This is a genomic window from Terrihabitans soli, from assembly GCF_014191545.1.
Classification (GTDB): Bacteria; Pseudomonadota; Alphaproteobacteria; order Rhizobiales; family Methylopilaceae; genus Flaviflagellibacter; species Flaviflagellibacter soli.
Genome location: NZ_AP023361.1, coordinates 2,197,055 through 2,218,548, shown reverse-complemented (window position 1 = coordinate 2,218,548; position 21,494 = coordinate 2,197,055). Strand labels below are relative to the sequence as shown.

The 21,494-nt window shown below is 62.0% G+C and carries 27 protein-coding genes and 1 tRNA gene; 9 read left to right on the top strand and 19 right to left on the bottom strand.

The genetic code is table 11. The annotated features are described in order from the left end of the window. Positions 1–99 precede the first annotated feature (99 nt). The 3 genes from IZ6_RS11455 to IZ6_RS11445 are packed head-to-tail and all read right to left on the bottom strand — an operon-like array spanning position 100 to position 1,986. Positions 100–432, bottom strand: coding sequence for a gamma-glutamylcyclotransferase family protein (locus IZ6_RS11455; protein WP_222875186.1), 333 nt, complete (start codon positions 430–432; stop codon positions 100–102). Further along, positions 432–833, bottom strand: coding sequence for a peptide-methionine (R)-S-oxide reductase MsrB (msrB, locus tag IZ6_RS11450; protein WP_222875185.1), 402 nt, complete (start codon positions 831–833; stop codon positions 432–434). The genes IZ6_RS11455 and msrB overlap by 1 nt, the downstream gene beginning before the upstream one ends. A 43-nt stretch (positions 834–876) precedes the next feature. Next, positions 877–1,986 carry an ATP-dependent DNA helicase gene (locus tag IZ6_RS11445; protein WP_222875184.1) on the bottom strand — a complete coding sequence of 370 codons (1,110 nt, stop codon included), beginning with the start codon at positions 1,984–1,986 and terminating at the stop codon, positions 877–879. A 105-nt stretch (positions 1,987–2,091) separates the two neighbouring features. On the opposite strand from IZ6_RS11445, the gene panD reads away from it, so the two are divergent. Continuing rightward, on the top strand, positions 2,092–2,451 hold the full coding sequence (panD, locus tag IZ6_RS11440; protein WP_222875183.1) for an aspartate 1-decarboxylase: 360 nt from the start codon (positions 2,092–2,094) through the stop codon (positions 2,449–2,451). Here the strand turns inward: panD and IZ6_RS11435 are convergent, their stop codons facing one another. From IZ6_RS11435 to IZ6_RS11420, 4 genes are all read right to left on the bottom strand, one after another. Then, a complete protein-coding gene (locus IZ6_RS11435) occupies positions 2,452–2,781 on the bottom strand; it encodes a helix-turn-helix domain-containing protein (RefSeq protein WP_222875182.1) in 330 nt (109 codons plus the stop codon). It abuts the gene before it with no gap. Between the two features lie 35 nt (positions 2,782–2,816). Continuing rightward, complete coding sequence (locus IZ6_RS11430) at positions 2,817–3,542, bottom strand: SIMPL domain-containing protein (RefSeq protein WP_222875181.1); 726 nt, start codon at positions 3,540–3,542, stop codon at positions 2,817–2,819. Between the two features lie 62 nt (positions 3,543–3,604). Then, positions 3,605–4,819, bottom strand: a complete 1,215-nt coding sequence (locus IZ6_RS11425; RefSeq protein ID WP_222875180.1) for an SEL1-like repeat protein — start codon at positions 4,817–4,819, stop codon at positions 3,605–3,607. 117 nt (positions 4,820–4,936) lie between these two features. After that, positions 4,937–6,406: an EAL domain-containing protein gene (locus IZ6_RS11420; RefSeq protein WP_222875179.1), complete on the bottom strand. Its 1,470-nt coding sequence runs from the start codon at positions 6,404–6,406 to the stop codon at positions 4,937–4,939. A gap of 231 nt (positions 6,407–6,637) precedes the next feature. On the opposite strand from IZ6_RS11420, the gene IZ6_RS11415 reads away from it, so the two are divergent. From IZ6_RS11415 to IZ6_RS11395, 5 genes are all read left to right on the top strand, one after another. Beyond that, on the top strand, positions 6,638–8,329 hold the full coding sequence (locus tag IZ6_RS11415) for a methyl-accepting chemotaxis protein (RefSeq protein ID WP_222875178.1): 1,692 nt from the start codon (positions 6,638–6,640) through the stop codon (positions 8,327–8,329). Positions 8,330–8,331: 2 nt separating this feature from the next. After that, entirely contained in the window at positions 8,332–8,601 is a 270-nt protein-coding gene (locus IZ6_RS11410) for a hypothetical protein (RefSeq protein ID WP_222875177.1), read from the top strand. Positions 8,602–8,756: 155 nt separating this feature from the next. Continuing rightward, positions 8,757–10,448: a methyl-accepting chemotaxis protein gene (locus IZ6_RS11405; protein ID WP_222875176.1), complete on the top strand. Its 1,692-nt coding sequence runs from the start codon at positions 8,757–8,759 to the stop codon at positions 10,446–10,448. Positions 10,449–10,555: 107 nt separating this feature from the next. Beyond that, a tRNA-Ile gene (locus IZ6_RS11400) sits at positions 10,556–10,631 on the top strand. Positions 10,632–10,707: 76 nt separating this feature from the next. Next, positions 10,708–11,190: a c-type cytochrome gene (locus IZ6_RS11395; RefSeq protein ID WP_222875175.1), complete on the top strand. Its 483-nt coding sequence runs from the start codon at positions 10,708–10,710 to the stop codon at positions 11,188–11,190. A 31-nt stretch (positions 11,191–11,221) separates the two neighbouring features. Here IZ6_RS11395 and IZ6_RS11390 read toward each other — a convergent pair whose 3' ends face one another. Beyond that, positions 11,222–11,926, bottom strand: coding sequence for an alpha/beta hydrolase (locus IZ6_RS11390; protein WP_222875174.1), 705 nt, complete (start codon positions 11,924–11,926; stop codon positions 11,222–11,224). Between the two features lie 135 nt (positions 11,927–12,061). Between IZ6_RS11390 and IZ6_RS11385 the strand changes: the two genes are divergently transcribed. Together IZ6_RS11385 and IZ6_RS11380 are read left to right on the top strand one after the other, a co-directional pair. Beyond that, positions 12,062–12,346 carry a hypothetical protein gene (locus tag IZ6_RS11385; protein WP_222875173.1) on the top strand — a complete coding sequence of 95 codons (285 nt, stop codon included), beginning with the start codon at positions 12,062–12,064 and terminating at the stop codon, positions 12,344–12,346. 148 nt (positions 12,347–12,494) lie between these two features. Then, complete coding sequence (locus IZ6_RS11380) at positions 12,495–12,905, top strand: DUF6006 family protein (protein WP_222875172.1); 411 nt, start codon at positions 12,495–12,497, stop codon at positions 12,903–12,905. Here the strand turns inward: IZ6_RS11380 and IZ6_RS11375 are convergent. Continuing rightward, entirely contained in the window at positions 12,902–13,192 is a 291-nt protein-coding gene (locus tag IZ6_RS11375) for a hypothetical protein (RefSeq protein WP_222875171.1), read from the bottom strand. The two genes, IZ6_RS11380 and IZ6_RS11375, sit on opposite strands and share 4 nt — an antisense overlap. A 15-nt stretch (positions 13,193–13,207) precedes the next feature. Beyond that, complete coding sequence (gene ureG / locus IZ6_RS11370; RefSeq protein WP_222875170.1) at positions 13,208–13,840, bottom strand: urease accessory protein UreG; 633 nt, start codon at positions 13,838–13,840, stop codon at positions 13,208–13,210. A gap of 126 nt (positions 13,841–13,966) precedes the next feature. On the opposite strand from ureG, the gene IZ6_RS11365 reads away from it, so the two are divergent. Then, a complete protein-coding gene (locus tag IZ6_RS11365) occupies positions 13,967–14,845 on the top strand; it encodes a M15 family metallopeptidase (RefSeq protein WP_222875169.1) in 879 nt (292 codons plus the stop codon). Here the strand turns inward: IZ6_RS11365 and IZ6_RS11360 are convergent. The 9 genes from IZ6_RS11360 to urtE form a co-directional block, all read right to left on the bottom strand. After that, on the bottom strand, positions 14,842–15,504 hold the full coding sequence (locus IZ6_RS11360) for an urease accessory protein UreF (protein WP_222875168.1): 663 nt from the start codon (positions 15,502–15,504) through the stop codon (positions 14,842–14,844). The two genes, IZ6_RS11365 and IZ6_RS11360, sit on opposite strands and share 4 nt — an antisense overlap. Before the next feature lie 177 nt (positions 15,505–15,681). After that, entirely contained in the window at positions 15,682–16,245 is a 564-nt protein-coding gene (locus IZ6_RS11355) for an urease accessory protein UreE (protein WP_222875167.1), read from the bottom strand. Beyond that, positions 16,242–16,679 (bottom strand): DUF6314 family protein, encoded by a 438-nt coding sequence (locus IZ6_RS11350; protein ID WP_222875166.1) that lies wholly within the window; start codon positions 16,677–16,679, stop codon positions 16,242–16,244. The genes IZ6_RS11355 and IZ6_RS11350 overlap by 4 nt, the downstream gene beginning before the upstream one ends. Further along, positions 16,679–17,218, bottom strand: coding sequence for a Dps family protein (locus IZ6_RS11345; RefSeq protein ID WP_222875165.1), 540 nt, complete (start codon positions 17,216–17,218; stop codon positions 16,679–16,681). Before IZ6_RS11345 ends, IZ6_RS11350 begins: the two co-directional genes overlap by 1 nt. 40 nt (positions 17,219–17,258) lie before the next feature. Next, positions 17,259–18,968 (bottom strand): urease subunit alpha, encoded by a 1,710-nt coding sequence (gene ureC / locus IZ6_RS11340; RefSeq protein WP_222875164.1) that lies wholly within the window; start codon positions 18,966–18,968, stop codon positions 17,259–17,261. Between the two features lie 10 nt (positions 18,969–18,978). Further along, complete coding sequence (locus IZ6_RS11335; RefSeq protein ID WP_222875163.1) at positions 18,979–19,329, bottom strand: GFA family protein; 351 nt, start codon at positions 19,327–19,329, stop codon at positions 18,979–18,981. Then, positions 19,330–19,950, bottom strand: a complete 621-nt coding sequence (locus IZ6_RS11330; protein ID WP_222875162.1) for an urease subunit gamma — start codon at positions 19,948–19,950, stop codon at positions 19,330–19,332. It abuts the gene before it with no gap. Positions 19,951–19,964: 14 nt separating this feature from the next. Further along, positions 19,965–20,807: an urease accessory protein UreD gene (locus IZ6_RS11325; protein ID WP_222875161.1), complete on the bottom strand. Its 843-nt coding sequence runs from the start codon at positions 20,805–20,807 to the stop codon at positions 19,965–19,967. Then, positions 20,782–21,477 (bottom strand): urea ABC transporter ATP-binding subunit UrtE, encoded by a 696-nt coding sequence (gene urtE, locus IZ6_RS11320; protein WP_222875160.1) that lies wholly within the window; start codon positions 21,475–21,477, stop codon positions 20,782–20,784. Before urtE ends, IZ6_RS11325 begins: the two co-directional genes overlap by 26 nt. Positions 21,478–21,494: the final 17 nt, after the last annotated feature.

Here is a 21,494-nt window from a genome sequence, read left to right as displayed (position 1 = left end):
GTTTCGCTCGAAGCTCCAGCCCCGGTGCGGATGTAGCGCCGTTCGAGCCAGAGCCAGGCGAACACAGAAGGCGCGGGTGCCGCAACACCCGCGCCTTTTCTATTGTGCGGCGACGTAAACGAAAGCACGGAGGCCGGAGGCGAGCGGAAGTTCCACCCGCTCGTAATCATCGGTCTCGTAGCTGTCGGCCTGCGTCAGCTCCTCGGCCGTGATCTCGAACACCGTGCCCGAAACCTCATCGGAGATTTTGCCCGGCCGCACGATCAGATGTTCTTCCATGCCGCTGAGTGCAACGACATCGGGATGCGTGATCAGCACGGTCGAAAGCGCATAGCCCGGCAGGACATCTTTTGTCCCGCCGAGCTCGCGGCCGAACGTGCCGAGCTGCACCTCTTTCTGCTGCAGCGTGCCGTAGGAGAAGAGAAGCGGCATCAGGCAGGGGTGAAGTTCAGCGCGACGCCGTTGATGCAATAGCGCAGACCCGTCGGCGGCGGGCCGTCCGGGAAGACATGGCCGAGATGGCTGCCGCAGGTCGCGCAATGCACTTCGGTGCGGCGCATGAAATAGCTGTCGTCGACCGAATCTTCCGTGGCGCCGGGGATCGGCTCGTTGAAGCTCGGCCAGCCGGTGCCGCTTTCGAATTTCACTTTGCCTTCGAACAGCGGTGTATCGCAGCCGGCGCAGCTAAAAGTGCCGGGGCGCTTTTCGGCGAGAAGGGCGCAGCTGCCGGGACGCTCGGTCCCGTGGGCGCGCATGACTTGATACTGTTCGGAAGAGAGCTTCGCCCGCCATTCGGCATCGGTGCGGGTCACGGGAAACGTCTTCGTGTCCATTAGGGCTCCTTTTGGGGTTGGCCCTAATATAGGTATCCGTGCCTCAAACGACCACTGAGAGCCGTTTAGCCGCCCGCGTGATGCCCGTATAGAGCCAGCGCGCCCGGCTTTCTGAGAAGGCAAAGCTCTCGTCGAACAGGACGACATCGTCCCATTGCGAGCCCTGGCTCTTGTGGACGGTCAGCACATAGCCGAAATCAAACTCGTCATAATGGCGGCGCTCTTCCCAGGAGAGCTGCTCGATGGCGCCGAGAAAGCATTCGGGGCGGATCGTCACTTTGGTTTCGCGCGCGGACGGGTCGTCTTCCGGCTTGACGCGCATGGTGATCATTTTTGACTTGGACGCACGGCGTTCCGAGACGGTCCAAAGGCCGCCATTGAACAGCGCCTTGCGCCTATTGTTCCTGAGACAGACCAGCTTGTCGCCGGCCACCGGCAGATCTTCGGAAAATCCCCGGCGCTCGCGCATGCGCTTATTATAGGCACGGCGCGTATTGTTGCGGCCGACGAGAACCTGATCGGCATTGATGACGCGCTGCGGGTCGAGCGCCGAGCGCGGCACGACCTCCGTCTCGCCATAGGTGCCCGGCGTCAGTTCCTCACCCTCGCGCACCTGCATCGACAGGCGCACGATCGGATCGTCCTGCGCCTGCCGGTGCACCTCGGTCAGCATCACATCCGGTTCGGCATTGGTGAAAAAGCCGCCGCCCTGGATCGGCGGGAGCTGCGCCGGGTCGCCCAGCACAAGGACCGGCGCGCCGAAGGACAGAAGATCGCGGCCGAGCTCGGCGTCCACCATCGATGCCTCATCGACAATGATAAGTTTGGCGCGCGAGGCGGGCGCCTCGTCCCAGAGCTCGAAGGTCGGTGTTTCCTCGCCGCTTTCCTTGGCGCGGTAGATCAGGCTGTGCAGGGTCGAGGCGCCGTCGCAGCCGCGCGAGCGCATCACGAGCGCCGCCTTGCCGGTAAAGGCCGCATATTTCACCGAGCCGTCGAGGCCTTCGGCAAGATGGCGCGCAAGCGTCGTCTTGCCCGTGCCGGCATAGCCGAACAGGCGGAAGACTTGCGGTGCCGAGCCTTTGCCGGGCTTGGATTTCAGCCAGTCGGAGGCGACTTTGAGCGCGTCGTCCTGGTGGGGTGTGAACTGGGGCATGGAATCGGCGTGAACATTACCAGAACCCGGCTGAAAGCGAAGGATTGAGAGAGGGTTCGGCTTCCGCTATCAGACGCAGGCGTTTCGCGTAAAAGGAGAGCCGCCATGATCGTCACGATGATGAAGGGCAAAATTCACCGCGCCACGGTGACCGAAGCCGATCTTCATTATGAGGGGTCGATCTCGATCGACCGCGATCTCTCGGACGCCGCGGGCTTTCTGATCAATGAGCGGGTCGAAATCTACAACATCGACACCGGCGCGCGCTTTGCGACCTATGTCATCGAAGGCAAGCGCGGTTCGGGCGTCATCGGGCTGAATGGCGCTGCGGCGCGTCTAGCCATGCCGGGCGACAAGGTCATCATCGTTGCGTATGCACAGATGAGCGCCGAAGAGGCGCGCGTTTTCCAGCCGAAGGTCGTTCTGGTCGACGCGCGCAATAAACAGGCGGCCGAAGCCGCCTAGTTACTGGATGTCGTCATCGGCGACGCGCCCGCCTTCACCCTCCCAACCGCCGATCTCGCGAGTTTCCGAGCGGTTGAATTTCAGCCGCACGCCGGCCCCGGCCGCATTGTCCTCAGGCACAAAAAGCGCGCCGCGCTTCTCCAGCGTATGGCGCACCGCGGTTACTTTGCAGGGCAGTGAGGAGGCGGGAACGTTCAGACTGTTCGCCTCCATGCGCCGGAGGCTTTTCACCGAAATTCCCGCAGCTTCAGCCAGTTCGTTTTGACCCGTGGATGTCAGGGCGCGGGCGGCGGCGATCTGGCGTCCCGATATGGCATTTGGCGGCGTCATGCCCAGAGAATAACCCCGGGCATGACGCACGTCGACTACGGTGCGATTTCCCAAGTGGCGGTGACGTTCACCGAAATTTCCTGTTCGCCGCGCTCGATCGGCACATCGGCCTTGGCGGACGCTTCCATGCGCATCATCGGCCGGGGCGGGGGATAGGAACTGCCGGTCTGCTCCGACAGTTCGCGTAGCCGCCCGAGCTTGACGCCCGCCGCCGCCGCATAAAGTTCGGCCTTGGCGCGCGCGTCGGCAAGCGCCGATTTGCGCGCCTCCTCATAAAGCTTTGTCTTGTCGGCGATGTCAAAGGACAGGCTGTCGATCTGGTTCGAGCCCTCGGTGACGGCCTTGTCGAGAATGCCGCCGAACTTCGTCAGATCACGCACTTTGACGGTGACGGTGTTGCGTACTTCATAGCCGGTGATGCGCGGCGGCTCCTGCGTTCCGTCTTTGCGCTGGCTGTAGATATAGCGCGGCTGCACTGAAAAGCCGGACGTCGCCACATCCTTGTCCTCGACGCCCGCCGCCTTGATCGTGGCTATAAGCTTGGCCATGGCGGCGGTATTGGCATCGAGCGCCTCGCGCGCGGTTGCGCCTTCGCTGACGACGCCGGAATTGATGATGCCGAGATCGGGCGTGGCGGAGGCCCTGCCTTCGCCGGAGAGAACGAAGATCGCCGGGCGCGGGCCGGGCGGCGGGGGCGGTGGCTCCTGCGCGAAGGCCGGCGCGGCCGTGAGCGCGATGGCAAAAGCGAGGGCTGGGCGCATTCGAGGCGTCTCCATTGGCGGGAGCGGGACCAGAGCGCTCAATCCGGGCGGCTTGAAGGCGGTTAGCGCATGGTGCCGGGCACGGGCGTGCAATCCGCAAGGCGCGCTTTTGCCGCCTCAAAGCCGTTCTCGGCGGCCCATTGTGCGAGATGGCAGCCGGCTTCGAGATCGCGGAACTGCTCGTTCTTCGACAGGTTCAGATTGACCAGCGCCATCACGGCGCCCGGCTCGCCGAGTTCGACGGCCTCGATCGCGTCGTAATACATGCCGTCGGGATAGGAGAGCCGGAGGTTCGGATAGCGTGCGAGAAGGTCCATGACCTCGTGCCGCCATTCGATCGACCACTGCATCATGTAGCTCATATATTCGACGCCCTTCTGCAGATCGGGCTTCACATATTTGCCTTCGACAAGCAGGCGTCCGTAATAGGCGCGCACCCAAGGCGAGTCGCCGAACCAAGAGCCGCCGTCGAGAAGATCGACGGCACGTTTTGGATCGGCCGGGCCGCCTTCGCCCTTGAACAGCATATCGGCAAGCGCGGGCGCGGCATGGCCCTCCTGGGAACTCAGAACGTCTTCGTAGATTTTACGGGCGCGCACGGGATCCGTCGGTCGGATGGCATCGGCGAAATAGGCCGCGGCATCGCTGCGTTTGGTCCCGACGAGAAGGTCCATGCCGCGCTGGCGCTGCTTGGGGTCGTCGAGCTTGATCAGGAGGCGGCCGAGCGCGACTTCGGTGTCGCCGGTATAGCTGTCCTTCGGCGGATTTTTCATCGCGCGTTCGGCCCAAACAACGGCCTCTTTTAAATCGCGCTTGATCATGTCACCGCGCTCGAGGCGCTGCATCATGACCTGGATCGCCGCTGGATGACCGAGTTCTGCCGCGCGGCGCAAAGCGGCGGCGCCTTCCTCGCGCGTGACACGGGGATCGCGGTCGAGATGACGGCTGAAGCTGAAGTGCATCGTGTAAATATCGAACATCGCCTCGGTGTCACCCATGGCCGCGGCCTTGCGCGTCAGGGGCAGGGAGATGTTGTCAAATCCCATCGAACTCCAAGCTTTGCCGAGCGAGGTAATGATTTTCGGATTTTCCGGATCGGCAAAGAGGGCGCGCTGGCAGCTCAAGCGCCAGATCCGCTGGTCGCGCTGGAATTGCTCCTGATCGCTGATGTCCCAGTCGCGGCTCAGAAAGGACAGGCACTGGCTTGCGCTACTGTCATCGGCGGACGCGGGCAAAGGCACGATGGCAAGCACAGCAGCAGCGAGAAGAAATCTCATATCGACCTCCGGAGCCCGAAAAGGGCATCGGTCGAGGCTGTGCTAGCCGAAGGCTGTTTCGGCAGGATTTCCCGGAGATTTCCCGCAACCGGAGATTTGTTTCAGGCCTGAAAATCGTTAATGGCGGGCTGTAAGGGCAACCTTGACCAGTTCGGCTACGTTTCTGGCGTTCAGCTTGGCCATCAGCTTGGCGCGGTACACATCGATGGTGCGCGGACTGAGACCGAGCGCCTGGCCCGTCTCCTTGCTCGATTTGCCCATGGCGATGTGTTCCAGCACCTCGATCTCGCGCAGGCTCAGGCGCGCATCGTGCTGACGCAGGTGCAGGAGGTTGGACGTCCGCACCTCCGGAAGGTCGAGGAAATCGCCGCGCGCGAGGAAGCGTTCGAAATCCTCGGCGAGCAGCGGCCGCGCCAGAAAATCGCCCTGGGCCGCATCGCAGCCGAGCTTGATAAGAGCCATGAGGTCTTCGTCGGAGCCGACGCCCTCCGCCACCGAACGTGCGCCGAGGCTGCGGGCAAGAAGGACCAGCGAATTACAGATGCGGCTGTTGAATACCCGGGTCGCGCAGCTGCGGACGAAGCTTGGATCGATGGTCATTTCATTCGGCGCCACCGAGCCCAGCGCACTCAGCGTGGTACGGCCGGTACCGAAGTCACCTATGGAGACACCCAGTCCATATATTTTCATTTGCGCAGCGATCTCGCGAATCCTCTGCGGGTCGCCGGTGACCTCCGCCTCCGTCAGCTCGATGACGAGCCCGGGCCAGTCGCTCGTTTGCGGACGGCCGCGACGGATGATTTCGCCGATCGGCAGACGCGCCAGCGAAACCAGAGGCACGCGCAGCGTGATCAGTGGATTGAAGGACGGACGCGCGAAGCGGCGCCAGTCGCCCATGGCCGATGTCAGCATGATCTCGGTCAAGCGGTCCAAATCCTCGGGCGCCGCCGATGCGCGCGAAGCGGACAGGAGATCGAACGAGACGCGGTGACGCGCAAAAGCTTCCGCGCCGTAGGGGCGGCCGGTCTCGAGATCAAACCGCGGCTGATAAGTGAGCGCGACAGCACCTGTCGTCACCGCATCGTGCAGCGTCGCGCCGGTGACGGAATCGGGGGCAACGATAGGCGGTGCTGACGCTCCGACCATCGGCAGCGGCGTGCCGCGTGATGTTTCTTCGAAGATTGTCTCGATGGCCGATCGGCGGAAAGGCTTGTGTAGGCGGTGTCCCATCACAAGGCCGCGAGTGACGCCGATTTCGGCAAGCGTTTCGAGAAGAGCAGGCTCCCGTCGGCTCATAAGATGGACAACACCATCATAGTTCGCCTTCTCGAGATGACGAAGAGCCTCGACTGCGTCGCTGTCGGCGCCTTCGATATCGATAAAGATCAGGTCGGGGCGTTCAGCGACTGTTCGTTCGATCAGTGCTCCGAGCGACGGACATTCGACCGAACGGAAATTCTTTCGCGCGGCCCCGAAAGAAATAATGCGCCGAACCGGCGCATCATTGTCGAGGATATAGCAGAGTTGGCGGTGTGCTGCCGGCCCACCCGGCGTTGGTGCACTCGATGTTTGCGGAAATTGGACCATAAAATCTAATCCCGAATTTGCAAAACTAAACTGTCTCTACGTTTCATGATGATTGTAACCGGGTTGCATTGATTCTGTTTATCACCGCGTGTCTCTTCCCTAAGACCTTAGGGGTATGCGTAATTACGTAGCGTTTGTGCGCAACGCCAAACTGAGACGCGATTAACCCTGTGCGGACAATGGTTGCCCATCTTTGCTGCGGGGGCGCGGCATCACACGGAGGGGCATTCGATGTTCGGGTTCGACAATCTCAAGTTGCTCGTGAAGCTGGCAGTGCCGACAGCAATCTTGATTGCGGTTGTAACGGGGCTGATCGTCCTCGCCAGTCACGATTTAGACAGCCTCGCGAACCAGACACAGTCGATCATCCAGGGAACGGCTGCCCGGCGGGCGGCAATCCAGCAGCTGGAGTGCTCGGTCAACGAAGCAACGATCCAAGAGAAGAATCTGATTCTTTCGGAAGACCCGGCGCTCATGCAGTCTTACAAAACCCAGTATGAAGCCGCGAAGACGGAAGCTCTCGAAAATGCCGAAAAGCTCGTCAGCCTGGCGGCAGACGAAGAGCGGAAAAAGATCAACCTCGGCGTCAAAGATACGGTCCAGCACTATTTCGAAGTCTCGGACAAGAGCGTTGCGATGAGCCTGAGCGGCGACCATGAGGGCGCCGAAAAACTTTCAATGTCCGAGGGCCGCCAGGCGCGCGGCAAAGCCGGAGATCTGGTCGGAAAACGTGTCGATGCCATGGGGGAGGAGCTGGAACACGCCCGGATCGAGGCTATCGAAACCAGCGACGAGACATCCAGGGTTCTCATAATCTCGGCGAGCAGCGGTTTGCTGCTGGCCATCAGCCTTCTCGTGCTGATCGCAATCAAGGGTGTGGTCAAGCCGCTGACCGGCATGACGACGGCGATGGGGCGCCTTGCCGGCGGCGATCTTGAGGTCGAAGTCCAGGGCATCAAGCGCCGGGACGAAGTCGGTGAGCTTGCCCGCTCGCTGCAGGTCTTCAAAGACAATGCTCTTGAAGCGCGCCGGATGGCTGAGGCTGCCGAGGCTGAAAATCAGGCGAAGATGCGCCGGGCGCAGCGTCTCGATGAACTGACCAAAGCCTTCCAGGGCTCGTCGAGTGAACTCGTCCGCTCGCTATCTGCAGCGGCATCGGAGATGGAAGCCACATCCGGATCGATGTCGGCGACCGCCGAAGAGACGAACCAGCAGGCGGCGGCGGTGGCATCGGCGGCCGAACAGACGTCCGCCAATGTGCAGACGGTTGCAGCCTCCACGGAAGAGCTCGCGTCTTCCGTCAGCGAGATCAGCCGTCAGGTCGGCGAAAGCTCCAAGATCGCGGAAGCCGCAGTCGAGGAAGCGCGCCGCGCCGACGTCATAGTTCAGTCGCTCACTCAAGGCGCCCAGAAGATCGGCGATGTGGTTGCGCTGATCGATGAGATCGCATCGCAGACAAATCTTCTCGCCCTGAATGCCACCATCGAAGCGGCGCGCGCCGGCGAAGCCGGCCGCGGTTTTGCCGTCGTTGCCTCCGAAGTGAAGGAGCTTGCGGCGCAGACCGGACGGGCGACGAGCGAGATTTCTTCGCAGATCACCGAAATCCAGACTGCGACGCAGCAGGCGGTCGAAGCGCTGCGCAGCATCGGCGGCACGATCGATAATATCAGCAAGATCACCTACACGGTGGCGGCGGCTGTCGAAGAGCAGGGTGCGGCAACGCATGAAATCGCCCGCAATGTTCAGCAGGCGGCTCAGGGCACGCAGGCGGTGACCGGCAATATCGAGCAGGTGAGGGAAGCAGCCGGCATTACCGGCGCGGCCTCCGCCCAGGTTCTGTCGGCGGCGCGCGAGCTTGCCCAGCACTCCTCAAATCTCGGCACGGAAGTGGAGAGCTTCCTCACCAACGTCCAGGCGGCATGATCATGGGACAGCAACTGAAACTGATAAAGACGATCGATATACTGCCGGACGCCAACGGCGTTCCCCCGGGTTCGAACGAGCGAATGGCGGCGCTCCTTGCCGATCTCGAGCGGGCCTGGGGCGGTGCGGACCGCGACCTCGGTGTGCGTGCCGCCACATGCATCCGTGAGCTTATTCAGCAGAAGGAGCAGGCGATGTCGCTGATGCTGGAGTCTTCGTCACTTCTGAAAGATGCACTGACACGGCTTCATGCCTTGCGAGCGCTGATCTAAAGGCCCGTGAAGAGGGCGAAACGTACGGACGTTTCGCCCTCCTTACGTGTATTTCCTTATTCTCGCGCGCAGGAATCGTTAACCTGCACCGGACATTTTGATGCACGCAAAAGTCGCGCATCTTTCTGCGCGGCGTCTCTTGTGGAGCGCGCACGATGTTCGGCTGGTTCAACGACCTCAAGCTTCTGATCAAACTCGCCGTACCGACAGTGGTTCTGATAGCCGTCGTCGTCGGTCTGCTGTTTTTAGCCAATGACGGTCTCGATAAGCTGGCGGCTCAGACGGATACGATCGTCGACGACGCGGCGGCGAGCCTGTCTGCGGTGCAGCAAATCGAAGCGTCGGTGAACGAAGCGACCATTCAGGAAAAGAACCTGATCCTGACCGACGATCCGGCTCTGATGCAGTCTTACAAGACCAACTACGAATCGGCGAAGGCCGAAGCGCTGGAAAACGCCGACAAGCTGCTCGCTCTGACGAACGATACGGATCGGGCCGTCGACACGGCGCTCAAGGACACGGTCGTCTCTTATTTCGCCGCGACCGATAAGAGCGTCGATCTCAGTGTCAGTGGCGATCACGACGGCGCCGAAAAGTTCTCGCTCTCCGAAGGCCGGCAGGCGCGCGGAAAGGCCCGCGACGATATCGGCAAGCGCGTCGATACCATGGTCGCGGAAATGGATCAGGCTCAAATCCAGGCGGACGAAACGAGCGATTCCACGGTCAATACGCTGATGATTGCCGGCGCGGTCGGTCTTGTGCTTGCCACCGGCCTTCTGGCCATCATTGCCCTGAAAGGCATCGTTGCGCCGATGACGTCGATGACAAGTTCCATGGGACGCCTTGCCGGTGGCGATCTTGAAGTCGAGGTGGAAGGTACCCACCGCAAGGACGAAGTCGGCCAGCTCGCACGTTCGCTGCAGGTCTTCAAGGACAACGCCATCGAGGCGCGGCGCCTTGCCGAACTTCAGGAAGCCGAGAACCAGGCCAAAATGCGCCGCGCCCAGCGCCTCGACGAATTGACCAAAACCTTCGAAGCGTCTTCGAGCGAACTCGTCAGATCGCTGTCGGCGGCGGCGGCGGAGATGGAAGCGACGTCAAGTTCAATGTCGGCGACGGCGGAGGAGACCAATCAACAGGCCGCGTCTGTTGCCTCGGCCGCCGAGCAAACCTCGGCCAATGTGCATACGGTGGCGGCCTCGACGGAGGAACTCGCCTCCTCGGTCAGCGAAATCAGCCGCCAGGTCGGCGACAGCTCAAAGATCGCCAAGGATGCCGTTGAAGAAGCGCGCCGTGCTGACGTCATCGTCCAGTCGCTCACTCAAGGAGCCCAGAAAATCGGCGATGTGGTCGCGCTGATCGATGAGATCGCCTCGCAGACCAATCTTCTGGCCCTCAACGCCACGATCGAGGCGGCACGCGCCGGCGAAGCCGGACGCGGTTTTGCCGTCGTCGCCTCGGAAGTGAAGGAACTGGCGGCACAGACCGGACGGGCGACCAGCGAGATTTCCTCGCAGATCACGGAAATCCAAACATCCACCCAGCAGGCGGTCGACGCGCTGCGCGCCATCGGCGGCACAATCGACAATATCAACCAGATCACTTACGCGGTTGCCGCGGCAGTGGAGCAGCAGGGCGCGGCGACGAACGAAATCGCCCGCAATGTCCAGCAGGCGGCCCAAGGCACCCAGTCGGTGACCGGCAGCATCGAACAGGTGAGGGAGGCCGCAAGCATCACCGGCGAGGCTTCGGCGCAGGTTCTGTCGGCGGCGCGTGAACTCGCACAGCAGTCGGCGACGCTCGGCACCGAGGTCGAGAGCTTTCTTGCCAATGTCAAAGCCGCCTGAGGGACCCAACTCTCAGGATCAGCGCCCGGTCGGTCCTCCGCCCGGGCGCTCTTTTTTTAAGCCTGCGCGGCTGGCAGTGGGGCCGGGGATTTAATATGACTTCCCAGGGGCCCATAGCTCAATGGTTAGAGCCGACCGCTCATAACGGTCTGGTTCCAGGTTCGAGTCCTGGTGGGCCCACCATCTGCTCCCACGAAATATTCCTGAAACATAACGCACCTAAAAGCGCGGCCCTCCGAGGGCGTTTCGGAGGGAAATCATGTTTGGACGTCTGGCCATTATCGGGCTTTGTGCCTGGTTCATGGCGCTGCCCGCAAAAGCCGATGATAAAATCGAGCGCGGCGCCTATCTCGCACGCATCATGGATTGCGGCGGTTGCCATACCCCCGGCGTCTTCGCCGGAAAGCCCGATTTCGGGCGGATGCTCGGCGGCTCGGAAATCGGGTTCAATCTGCCCGGTCTCGGCATTTTCTATCCGCCCAATCTGACGCCGGATGCGACGGGCCTCGGCGCCTGGTCGGAGGATCAGATCGTCATAGCTGTACGTACCGGCGTGCGGCCCGACGGGCGCGCGCTTGCGCCGGTCATGCCCTGGCATTCCTATGCGGCGCTGACGGATGAGGATGCGGGCGCGCTCGCGGCCTATCTGAAATCGCTGACGCCGGTGAAGAACCAGGTCCCGGCGCCGGTCGCGGCCGATGGCAAGGCCACAGCGCCTTATCTCACGGTGGTCGCGCCCTAGGGCGCGGCCTCTACCTCAAAACTGCCGCGCCTTATGGCGCGGCGGGAGCCGGCGGCGGATAATTCAAAAAGTACTTCACCATCACCGCAACGATGTTCGGCTGCGAGGCGTGTGGCCCGTCATATTCGATATAGGTGACGTCATAGCCCGCTCCCTTCAGCTTCTGCGCACTGGCGCGCCCGGCGGTTTCCACCGGCGTTTTCTCGTCCGCGGATCCATGGGCGATGAAAATATGCGGTGCGCCTTCCTGGTGCAGCGGCGTGAAGAAGCCTGCCGAGTGAGCAAGGATATGCGTGACGAAATCGCCATTGGCGACGCCGTTCGACAGCGCATAGGAGCCGCCGTCCGAATGTCCGGCAAATGCGAATTTGTCCGAGCGTAGCGCATAGCGGTCGGCGACCCAGTTGATCGCGTTTTCGATCCGCTCGCGGTCGGGCCCGTTGCCGGCAATGACGATGTCCCAGGTCGGTAAAAGCGATTGCGGCACCAGAAGCAGAAAGCCGTTTTGCTCCGCATGGGTCTTCATCACCGGCATGATGCGCTCGGCGCTGCCGCCGCCGCCATGAAACATGATCATGAAGGGCGCCGGCTTTTTCGGATCGAGCCCTTCCGGCACGACGAGGAAATAGTCGCGCTCCTCATAGAGGCCGAGCTTGTGCAGTCCTGCAGGCAGCGGGTCTTTGGTCGGTGCCCTGGGGGTAAAATTGATGCGGCCGGCGAGGGTGAGATCGAGCATTTCGCCTCCATAGCCGCTGAAGATTGCGGGTCAAGCCTTTATGACAGCGAAAGACCTTGCCGCGAGCCCACGCCGACCCAAAAAAGACTCAAATCCCCCTCAGCAGAAGCGACCTCAATTCAGGAGATTTTCCCTATGTTCCGGACCGTACTCTTCGCCGCCGCGGCCCTCGTCCTCGTGCCGGCCGTGGCCTCTGCCGACAAGGCGGATGCCGATGCCTGCGCTGCCAAGCTGTCGGGTCAGAGCAAGGTCATCTACCGCTCGGTCGTCGCCTCGGTTCAGGCCGGCCAGACGCTCGAAAACGCCGTCAAGAAAGCCGCCAAACCCAAGGTCGACAGCGGCAAAATGAGCGAAGCCGACGCCCGCAAGTTCGGCAAGGAAGCCGCCATGTGCGCGCGCCTCGTTCATCGCGGCGCCTGATCTTTCGCTTTTTGAAGATCAAAGCCCGCCCACATGCCGCGGCGGGCTTTCTCATGTGCGGTTGCTAAATCGGCATTATGCACTCTTAAATTGTATAACGCTCCGAGCGGGCTCATACTCCCTCCTTCGCAAATGAGGGGAGGAATTCATGAGCGGAAGAATTCTGCGCGCATTGCTGTTCGCGCTCGCCGGGTTTGGGATTGCGGCGCCCGCATCCGGGTCCCAGATCGAGAGGCATTGGCTCGATGGTGTCTGGAACTGCAGGATCGACGGTCGTCCGGCACAAATGAAATGGGTGATCGTCGATGATCCTCAGGTCACCTGCAGCGGTGAGTGGTGCACGAGCGCAGGTCTCGTGCGCCGCAAAGGCAGTTTCTCTGACAATGGTTCGCGCTGGGTGCCTTTGCTCAATCTGCGCAATGGCGGAGAAGGACGCGGTTCGTTCTTCAACCATGCCGACGGCAATCGTTGGTATTTACTGAAGCCCGATGCCAGCGGCCGGGCGCGCGGCCATACGACCTGGAACGGCAACCAGTATTCCCTGGTCTGCTGGCGCTAATCCAAGAGCGTCGAAGGATCGAAGGGGTCTGTTTTCGGATGGCTCGGCACTTTGCCGTCGCGCCACATCTCGTCATGCACGCGCGTGCCCTGATCGGTGACGCGGAAGAGTTCTTCGCCGTTCGCATCGCGTCCGCGCCGTTCGAGAAGGCCTGAGCCGATAAGGGCCGTGATGTCGGCCGCGCCCAGCTCCGGCCAATGGGAGGCGGGCGCTTCGAGATCGTGCGAGCGCACGAAGCGGTCGAGCGCGCGCTTCTGCGCCGTGGTGAGATCGCGATAAGTGAGCATGGAACCTGAGATAGGTTAGGCGGCCTTGGCCGACAATCCGCCGGCGCGTTCGATGAAGGCCGCGACGTCCGCAGTTCCGACCCCGCCGCGGATATTGGTGAAGACATAGGGCCGCTCGCCGCGCATGCGCTTGGTGTCGGCCTCCATGATCGAAAGATCGGCGCCGACCATGGGGGCGAGATCGATCTTGTTGACGACCAGAAGGTCCGACCGCGTGATGCCGGGACCGCCTTTGCGCGGAATCTTTTCGCCGCCGGCAACATCGATGACATAGATCGTGATATCGGCGAGTTCCGGCGAAAAAGTCGCGGCGAGATTGTCGCCGCCCGACTCGATCAGGATGAGATCGAGTTTGGGGAATTTGCGGTTCATATCGGCGACGGCCGCCAGATTGATCGAGGCGTCTTCGCGGATCGCGGTGTGCGGACAGCCGCCGGTCTCGACACCCATAATGCGCTCGACGGGGAGTGCGCCGGCGACGGTCAAGAGCCGCGCATCTTCCTTTGTGTAGATGTCATTGGTGATGGCGCACAGGTCGTAGCGATCGCGGAACAGCTTGCAGAGCGCTTCCATCAAAGCGGTCTTGCCGCTGCCGACGGGGCCGCCAATGCCGACGCGAAGAGGTCCGTTCGAGGATGTCTCAGCCATTTTCCACTCCGCGCGTGCTGCAACAATACATTGACATAACAAAATAACCCCTACACCTTAAACGTGTAATTTGGATAAGCGCACTCAAAAGCTTTGTCTTTCCAGGTGCCGTTCAAAGGGGGTGACATGGCCATACTCTTGTCCCGGGGTGGAAACAACGTACCGGCGGAAGTGCAGCGCTGGCAGCATTTTCTCTTGTCCCGCAACATCCCCCAGGCCGGCTCGATCGACGCCGATTTCGGCCTGAACACGCAAAACGCCACGAAAATCTTCCAGCTCGAAATGGGCGTGCCGGTTACGGGGGCGCTTGATGCCGCAACACATGCGGCGGCTGTGACCCGCGGCTATCGCGACATCTCGATGGACTTCTATAGCGCGCGGGCGGGAAAGCATTGGCCGCCGCCCCCGTCTTTCAATACGCCCAGCAATGCCGCCCGCAACAGCGCGTTCGGCTGCTTCATGTTCAGCCTGCAGCCGGAGGGTCCGCGCCCGGACCATGAGACGATCGTCATCGGTGGCTCGTGCGACGGCGCGCAACGCGATTGGGTCGCCGCCAATATCGTGACGATTGATGTGACGCAGCTGAAATTCGCCGCCGAATATCGGGGCCGCTTTCGCTGCCACCGGCTCATCGAGCGCAAGGTGAAGGATCTGTTCGGCCGCTGGGAGGCCGAGGGACTGCTCCACCTCTTCCTGACTTATGCCGGCGCTTACGTCTCGCGCTATGTGCGCGATACGCAACTTCCGAAAGCCGGGCACGGGCCGAAGAAAAGCTCCGCCGTCACATCCCTCAGCAATCATGCCTTCGGTTCGGCCTTCGACATCAACGCCACCTGGAATCCGCGCACCAAAACCCCGGCGCCGCCGGATGTGACGCAGAGGGGCTCGGTGCGTCTGCTTGTTCCATCCGCGAATGCCGTCGGATTCTTCTGGGGCGGGCATTATCAGGCGCCGACGAAGTTTGACGGAATGCATTTCGAGTTTGCCGACTTCAGCCAGCTTTAAGAACGGAACAGGCGCGTATACTGCGTCTCGTGCTTGAACGAGCCGAGATCGGCGCGGAAGACCGCGCCGCCGAGATCGTCGAGCGTGAGCGTCTCGGCTTCGGATGCGAGCGCTTCGATCATCGGCGTCAGTGCATGGATGACGCGCTGGCCCGAGGTCTGGCCGATCGGTGCCGAGCGGATCGCCGCGGAAACGAGGTTCTGCGCAAAGGCCAGCACGAAAGCGGGCAGGGACGCGGCAAGCGGGATTTTGTGCGCCACTGCGGTAAGCCCGACCGCGACGGGATAGGCGATCTCGCCGATCTCTTTTGCGGCTTCCGCAAGATCGTCCTTCGGCCAGGCGTTCAGAACCGCATCGAGAAAGCTGCGGCCCTGCTGCGCCGTCTCCAATCGCAGTTCCTGCGACGGCGCGAGCGCCAAAGCGAGCTCGTTGACGGCTGCGAACGCGGCTTTATCGCCGAGCGCACGATAGGCTTGAGCGAAAAGGATTGCGTCGTTACGTCCGGCGCCGAGCGTCAGAGTATCTTTCAGCCAGGCGAGAAGAGTGGCTTCGTCCTTCACATCGCCGTCTTCCACCGCCCATTCCAGCCCGTGCGAATAGGCATAGGCGCCGACCGGAAAAGCCGGCGACAGCCAGGCGAAGAGGGGAAGGGAATTCATTGGACCTCATCCTGAGGAGGGCCACCGAAGTCGGGTCTACCCGACTTCGGCACTTTTGATAGCTCAAGTCGGCAACAGGCGGCTTGAGTGGCCCGTCTCAAAGGATGGGCCTCAAACTGCGTGGCCCATGGTTCGGGACGCGATGCTGCGCATCGCTCCTCACCATGAGGCATCATTTTAATGCTCATGTCCGCAGCCGCAGGCATGGCCGTGTTCGTGCTGATGGTCGTGTTCGTGGTGGTCGTGCTTGTGATCGCCGTGCCCGTGGTCGTGATGATCATGCGCATGGCCGTGATCGTGCGTCGCGTGTTCGTGATAGGCGCCCTGTTCGGGACGGAAAGCGCGCTTGATCTCGACGGCTTTGGCGCCGAGGCCACGCACCATTTCGACGAGAACATGATCGGGCGCGATGTAGATCGCGTCCTTCGTCACTTCCGCCGGCACATGGCGGTTGCCGAGATGCCAGGCGACTTTCATCAGCCGGAGCGGATTTTCGGTCGTGATCTCGATCAGGTCTTCGGGCTTGGCCGCAATGCGCACGAGCTTGCCGGTATCGAGCTTCAGCGCGTCGCCGTCTTCGAGCACGGCGGCATTGCCGAGATCGAGCAGGAATTCGAGCCCGCCATCGGCTTTCATCGCCATGCGGCGGCGGTGCCGGTCTTGATGATCGAGCGTGATCGTATCGATGATGTTTTCCGGCTTCACGGCGAGTTTGCGGACGATGAGAATGGCGCGGTTCATGCGGCCTCCGGACGGGTGTAGAGCGTGTTCACAGTGTAGTCCTTATAGGGTCCGGTCACACGATGGCGGATCGAAAAGCGGCCATCGGGCTCGAAGCTGTATTCACTGAGATAGAGATCGTCGCGGCAGAGGTGCGAAGCAGAACCCGTTCGCGTGCCGCGGTCGGGGCCGTCCAGTGCAATCTCGTGGAACAGGCGCTTCGGCTCGGCATCGAACCAGACGGCAAACCCGTCCTCCCTCGGCTCGAAGAGATAGGACCGCCTTGCGGTGAACTGCCCGTGCGGAAGGGTGAGTTCGCCCTCTTCGGAATAGGCGAGCCAGCCATTGTCCCGCACCGAAAACGAGGCGGTGCCGTCAAGCGCGCCTTGCGGATCGATGGTGCGCGAGATGCGCCACGACCCGGCAAGGGCGTCGAACAGACGGGCGCTCAACATCAGGAGCGGTTGTCGCCGCGCATCTGGTTCGTTTCGAACAGGAACCAGAGGCGTTTTTCGGCTTCGTCGATATAGTTTTCGAGAAGGCTTGCGGTCGCGAGATCGTTCTTGTCGTCGCAGACTTCATGCGCCTTGCGCATCGCCTGGACGACGGATTTCGTGTCGGCGATCAGTTCCTCGAACATTTCCTTCGGCGTGAGAAACTCCGCTTCGCTCTCATCAAGCGTTGCGAGCTTCAAAATTTCGGCGAAGGAATGCACGGTCGGCGCACCGAGCTTGCGCAGCCGTTCGGCCAAAGGATCGATGCTGGCAAAAATTGCGTCGGCCTGTTCGTCGAGCAGGAGGTGGTAATCGCGGAAATGCTTGCCGCTGATGTGCCAGTGGAAGTTCTTGGTCTTCAGATAAAGAACGAACGTATCGGCGACGATGGGATTGATCGCTTTGGCGATGGCGCCGACGGCGCTGTCGGAAAGATCGGTGGACGTCGCGAGGGCGGCGACTTTCGACTTGCGGGCGAGGGGGGCGGATTTCTTGGCCATGTGGGTCTCCGGGGGTATCCCCGATATCTAGGTGCCGGTTTCAGAACAGGAAGTAGCGCTGTGCCATAGGCAGTTTTTCGGCCGGTTCGCAGACGAGAAGCTCGCCATCGGCGCGCACATCATAGGTTTCGGGATCGATCTCGATCTCGGGCGTGGCGTCGTTGAGGATCATGCTCTTTTTGCCGATGGCCGAGCGGGTGTTCTCGACGGCGACGAACTGTTTGGACACGCCGAGCTTGTCGCGCAGGCCGTTCTGCAACGCGGATTTCGAGACAAATGTCAGCGATGTTGAGGTGACGGCTTTGCCGTAGGCGCCGAACTGCGGGCGGTAATGCACCGGCTGCGGCGTCGGGATCGAGGCGTTGGGATCGCCCATGGGAGCTGCCGCAATCGCACCGCCCTTGATGACGAGATCGGGCTTCACGCCGAAGAAAGCCGGCGTCCACAAAACAAGATCGGCCAGCTTGCCGGGCTCGACCGAGCCGATATGGCGCGAGACGCCGTGCGCGATCGCGGGGTTGATCGTGTATTTCGCGACATAGCGCCGGACGCGCAGATTGTCGTTATCGCCGCGCTCATCGGGCAGGCGTCCGCGCTGCGTCTTCATCTTGCACGCCGTCTGCCAGGTGCGGATGACGACTTCGCCGACACGGCCCATGGCCTGGCTGTCGGACGACATCATCGAGAGCGCGCCGATATCGTGGAGAATGTCTTCGGCGGCAATCGTCTCTTTGCGGATGCGGCTTTCAGCGAAGGCCAGATCTTCCGGGATCGACGGCGACAGATGATGGCAGACCATCAGCATGTCGAGATGCTCATCGAGCGTGTTCTTGGTGAAAGGCCGTGTCGGGTTGGTCGAGGAGGGCAGGACGTTGGACAGTCCCGCGACCTTCATGATGTCCGGCGCATGGCCGCCGCCCGCACCCTCAGTATGAAAGGCGTGGATGGTGCGTCCTTTGAAAGCGGCAATCGTGTCTTCGACAAAGCCCGATTCATTCAGCGTGTCCGAATGGATCATCACCTGCACATCGTGCTCATCGGCGACGGTGAGACAGCAATCGATGGCGGCGGGCGTCGTGCCCCAGTCTTCGTGGAGTTTGAGCGCGCAGGCGCCGCCGAGCACCATTTCGACAAGCCCGCCGGGAAGCGAGGCATTGCCCTTGCCGGCAAAGCCGAGATTCATCGGAAACGCATCGGCGCTTTCGATCATGCGGGCGATGTGCCAGGGGCCGGGCGTGCAGGTCGTGGCGAAGGTTCCGGTCGCAGGTCCCGTGCCGCCGCCGAGCATCGAGGTGACGCCCGACATCAAAGCCTCTTCGATCTGCTGCGGGCAGATGAAATGGATATGCGTGTCGAAGCCGCCGGCGGTGAGGATTTTGCCTTCCCCGGCGATGATTTCTGTGCCGGGGCCGATAATGATGTCGACGCCGGGCTGAACGTCCGGATTGCCGGCTTTGCCGATCTTGAAGATGCGGCCGTTTTTCAGCCCGACATCGCCTTTGACGATGCCCCAATGATCGAGCACCACGGCATTTGTAATGACGGTGTCCATCGCACCGTCGGCGTTCGTCACCTGGCTCTGTCCCATGCCGTCGCGAATGACCTTGCCGCCGCCGAATTTCACCTCATCGCCATAAGTGGTGAAATCCTTTTCGATCTCGATGATCAGCGATGTGTCCGCAAGGCGGACCTTGTCGCCGGTCGTCGGCCCGAACATGTCGGCATAGGCTTGGCGAGGCAGAGTGGCCATAGGAGTCTTTCTATGCGGCGGCGCCGTTGAAAGCCCTGGGCTGCAGGGCTTCGATATTGACGTTGTCGAGGCAGCGGACATTCAGCGCGATGGTCGGCGTGCCGTCAGGCCCGACGCCGCGCGCAAAGCTCTGGATGCCGCAGGTCTTGCAGAAGAGATGCGAGATCACATGCTTGTTGAATCTGTATTCGGTCAGATTGTCTTCGCCCTTTTCGAGCTTGAAGGCGCTCGCGGGCGTGAACGACAAAATGACTCCGAGCTTGGAACAGCGCGAGCAATTACAGGTCAGCGTGTTCGTCAGATCGGCGATGGTCTGGTAACGCACGGCGCCGCACTGGCAGCCGCCTGAAAACATCTGCATTTATAGTTTCCCCATGACGTTTCCGCGGAAGCCGTAAACTTCCTTTTTGCCCGTTAGCGGAACGAGCGTGACCTCGCGGACCGCACCGGGTTCAAAGCGCACGGCCGTGCCGGGCGCAATATCGAGGCGCATGCCGCGCGCCTTGTCGCGCTCGAATTCGAGCGCCGCATTGGTTTCGAAGAAATGATAATGGCTGCCGATCTGGATCGGCCGGTCGCCGGTATTGGCGACGGTGACGGTGATGCGTTTGGCGCCCTCGTTGAAGGAAATCTCGCCCGGAGCGGCGGTGACCTTGCCCGGCACTTCTTTGGACGCCGCGCCGCGGATCGGGTGATGGACGGTGACGAGCTTCGTGCCGTCGGGGAAGGTGGCCTCCACCTGGATATCGTGGATCATCTCGGAGATGCCCTCCATCACCTGATCGGTGGTGATGACATGCGCGCCGGCTTCCATCAGTTCGGCGACGCTGCGTCCGTCGCGCGCGCCTTCGACGACAAAGTCCGTAATGAGGGCGACGGCTTCCGGATGGTTCAGCTTCACCCCGCGCGACAGGCGCTTGCGCGCCACTTCCGCCGCCATGGCGATGAGCAGTTTATCTTTTTCTCGCGGTGTGAGGTTCATCCGCTAAACCCTTCTCAGCTATGCCAGACCCGGGGCAGGGGCGTGCCCCGGAACGCGGTGATGAAGTCTATCGCCGCGCGGCGCAGAGCGGCAATCTCAGGCGCCAGAAATCGTATCGCGAGGACGCCGTTCCAGGCACTGGCGGCGGCGTCGCAGGGGGCACCTGCCAACAGCTCACGTGCTTCGTCGATCCGGCTCTCGGCATCGGGGGCGACATAGAGAAAGGTCGCGATCGCGCGAGACCCCTTCGCCACGGACGGCCGGTCGAGCAGAGACTGGATCGGCCCATCGAGGCGGAGCGTGTCGGCATAGACGAGGCGGCCGGCCCGGCTGATGCGCCAGCGGTCTTCGAACAGGCCCGTCTCGACCGTTTCGCGGTGGGCGGTGCGGCCGAAGACGGCGCATTCGAACATCATGAGCTTTGCGTCTTCGGCGATCTCGGCGCTGAGGCGGCGGCGCAGCCGGCCTTCATTGTAGAGAAGCGTTTCCTGCGGCAGCCAGGCGAGGCTCGCGCCGGAGGCGACCCGAAGATCGACATCGACCGCGGCGACAGCCCCGTCCGAGCGGTAGCAGCGCTCGGCGGCCGGTGTCGTCATCACGAGTTCGGAGCCTTCGGTGGCCAGGATCGAGACATCGAAGCGGTCGCCGCAGGCGATGCCGCCACCGGTGTTCATCATCACGGCTTCGAGGCAGGGCGTTTCGACATTGGGCAGGCGGATGCGCGACGGGCCGCTTTCGCCGATGCGGACGGGCCGTGTCCGTCCGTCGGATACCGCAACCTCGAACGACAACTGGCCGTGGGCGCGCTGGCGCCGCGGGGCACTGAAGCCGTCAGAAGACCAAGCGGTTGCGTACATCGTCCCCTTCGAGGGCTTTCTTGTCGCCGGCTTCGACCACTTCGCCGCGCTCCATGACGATGAAGCGGTCGGCAAGCTCTTTGGCGAAATCGAAATATTGTTCGACGAGGACAATCGCCATGTCGCCCCTGTTGCGCAAGTAGGTGATCGCCCGGCCGATATCCTTGATGATCGAGGGCTGAATGCCCTCGGTCGGCTCGTCGAGGACGAGGAGTTTAGGGCGGGTGACGAGGGCGCGGCCGATGGCGAGCTGCTGCTGCTGGCCGCCCGAAAGATCGCCGCCGCGGCGGTGGAGCATGCTTTTCAGCACCGGGAAGAGTTCGAAAATCTCGTCGGGGATGTTCTTCTGGCCGCGCGGCAGGGGCGCGTAACCGGTCTCGAGATTCTCGCGCACCGTGAGCAGCGGGAAGATCTCGCGGCCCTGCGGCACGTAAGCGACGCCGAGCTTGGCGCGCTGAAAGGTGCGCAGCGGTGTGAGGTCGGTTTCGCCGAAACCGATCTTGCCGCCGGAGATCGCGCGATGGCCGACAATGGCGCGCATCAGCGAGGTCTTGCCGACGCCGTTGCGGCCGAGCACGCAGGTCACTTCGCCGGGCTTGGCCGTCAGCGAAACACCGCGCAGCGCCTGGGCGGCGCCGTAATGGAGCGAGAGGTTTTCGACGTTCAGCATATCAATTCCCCAACCTC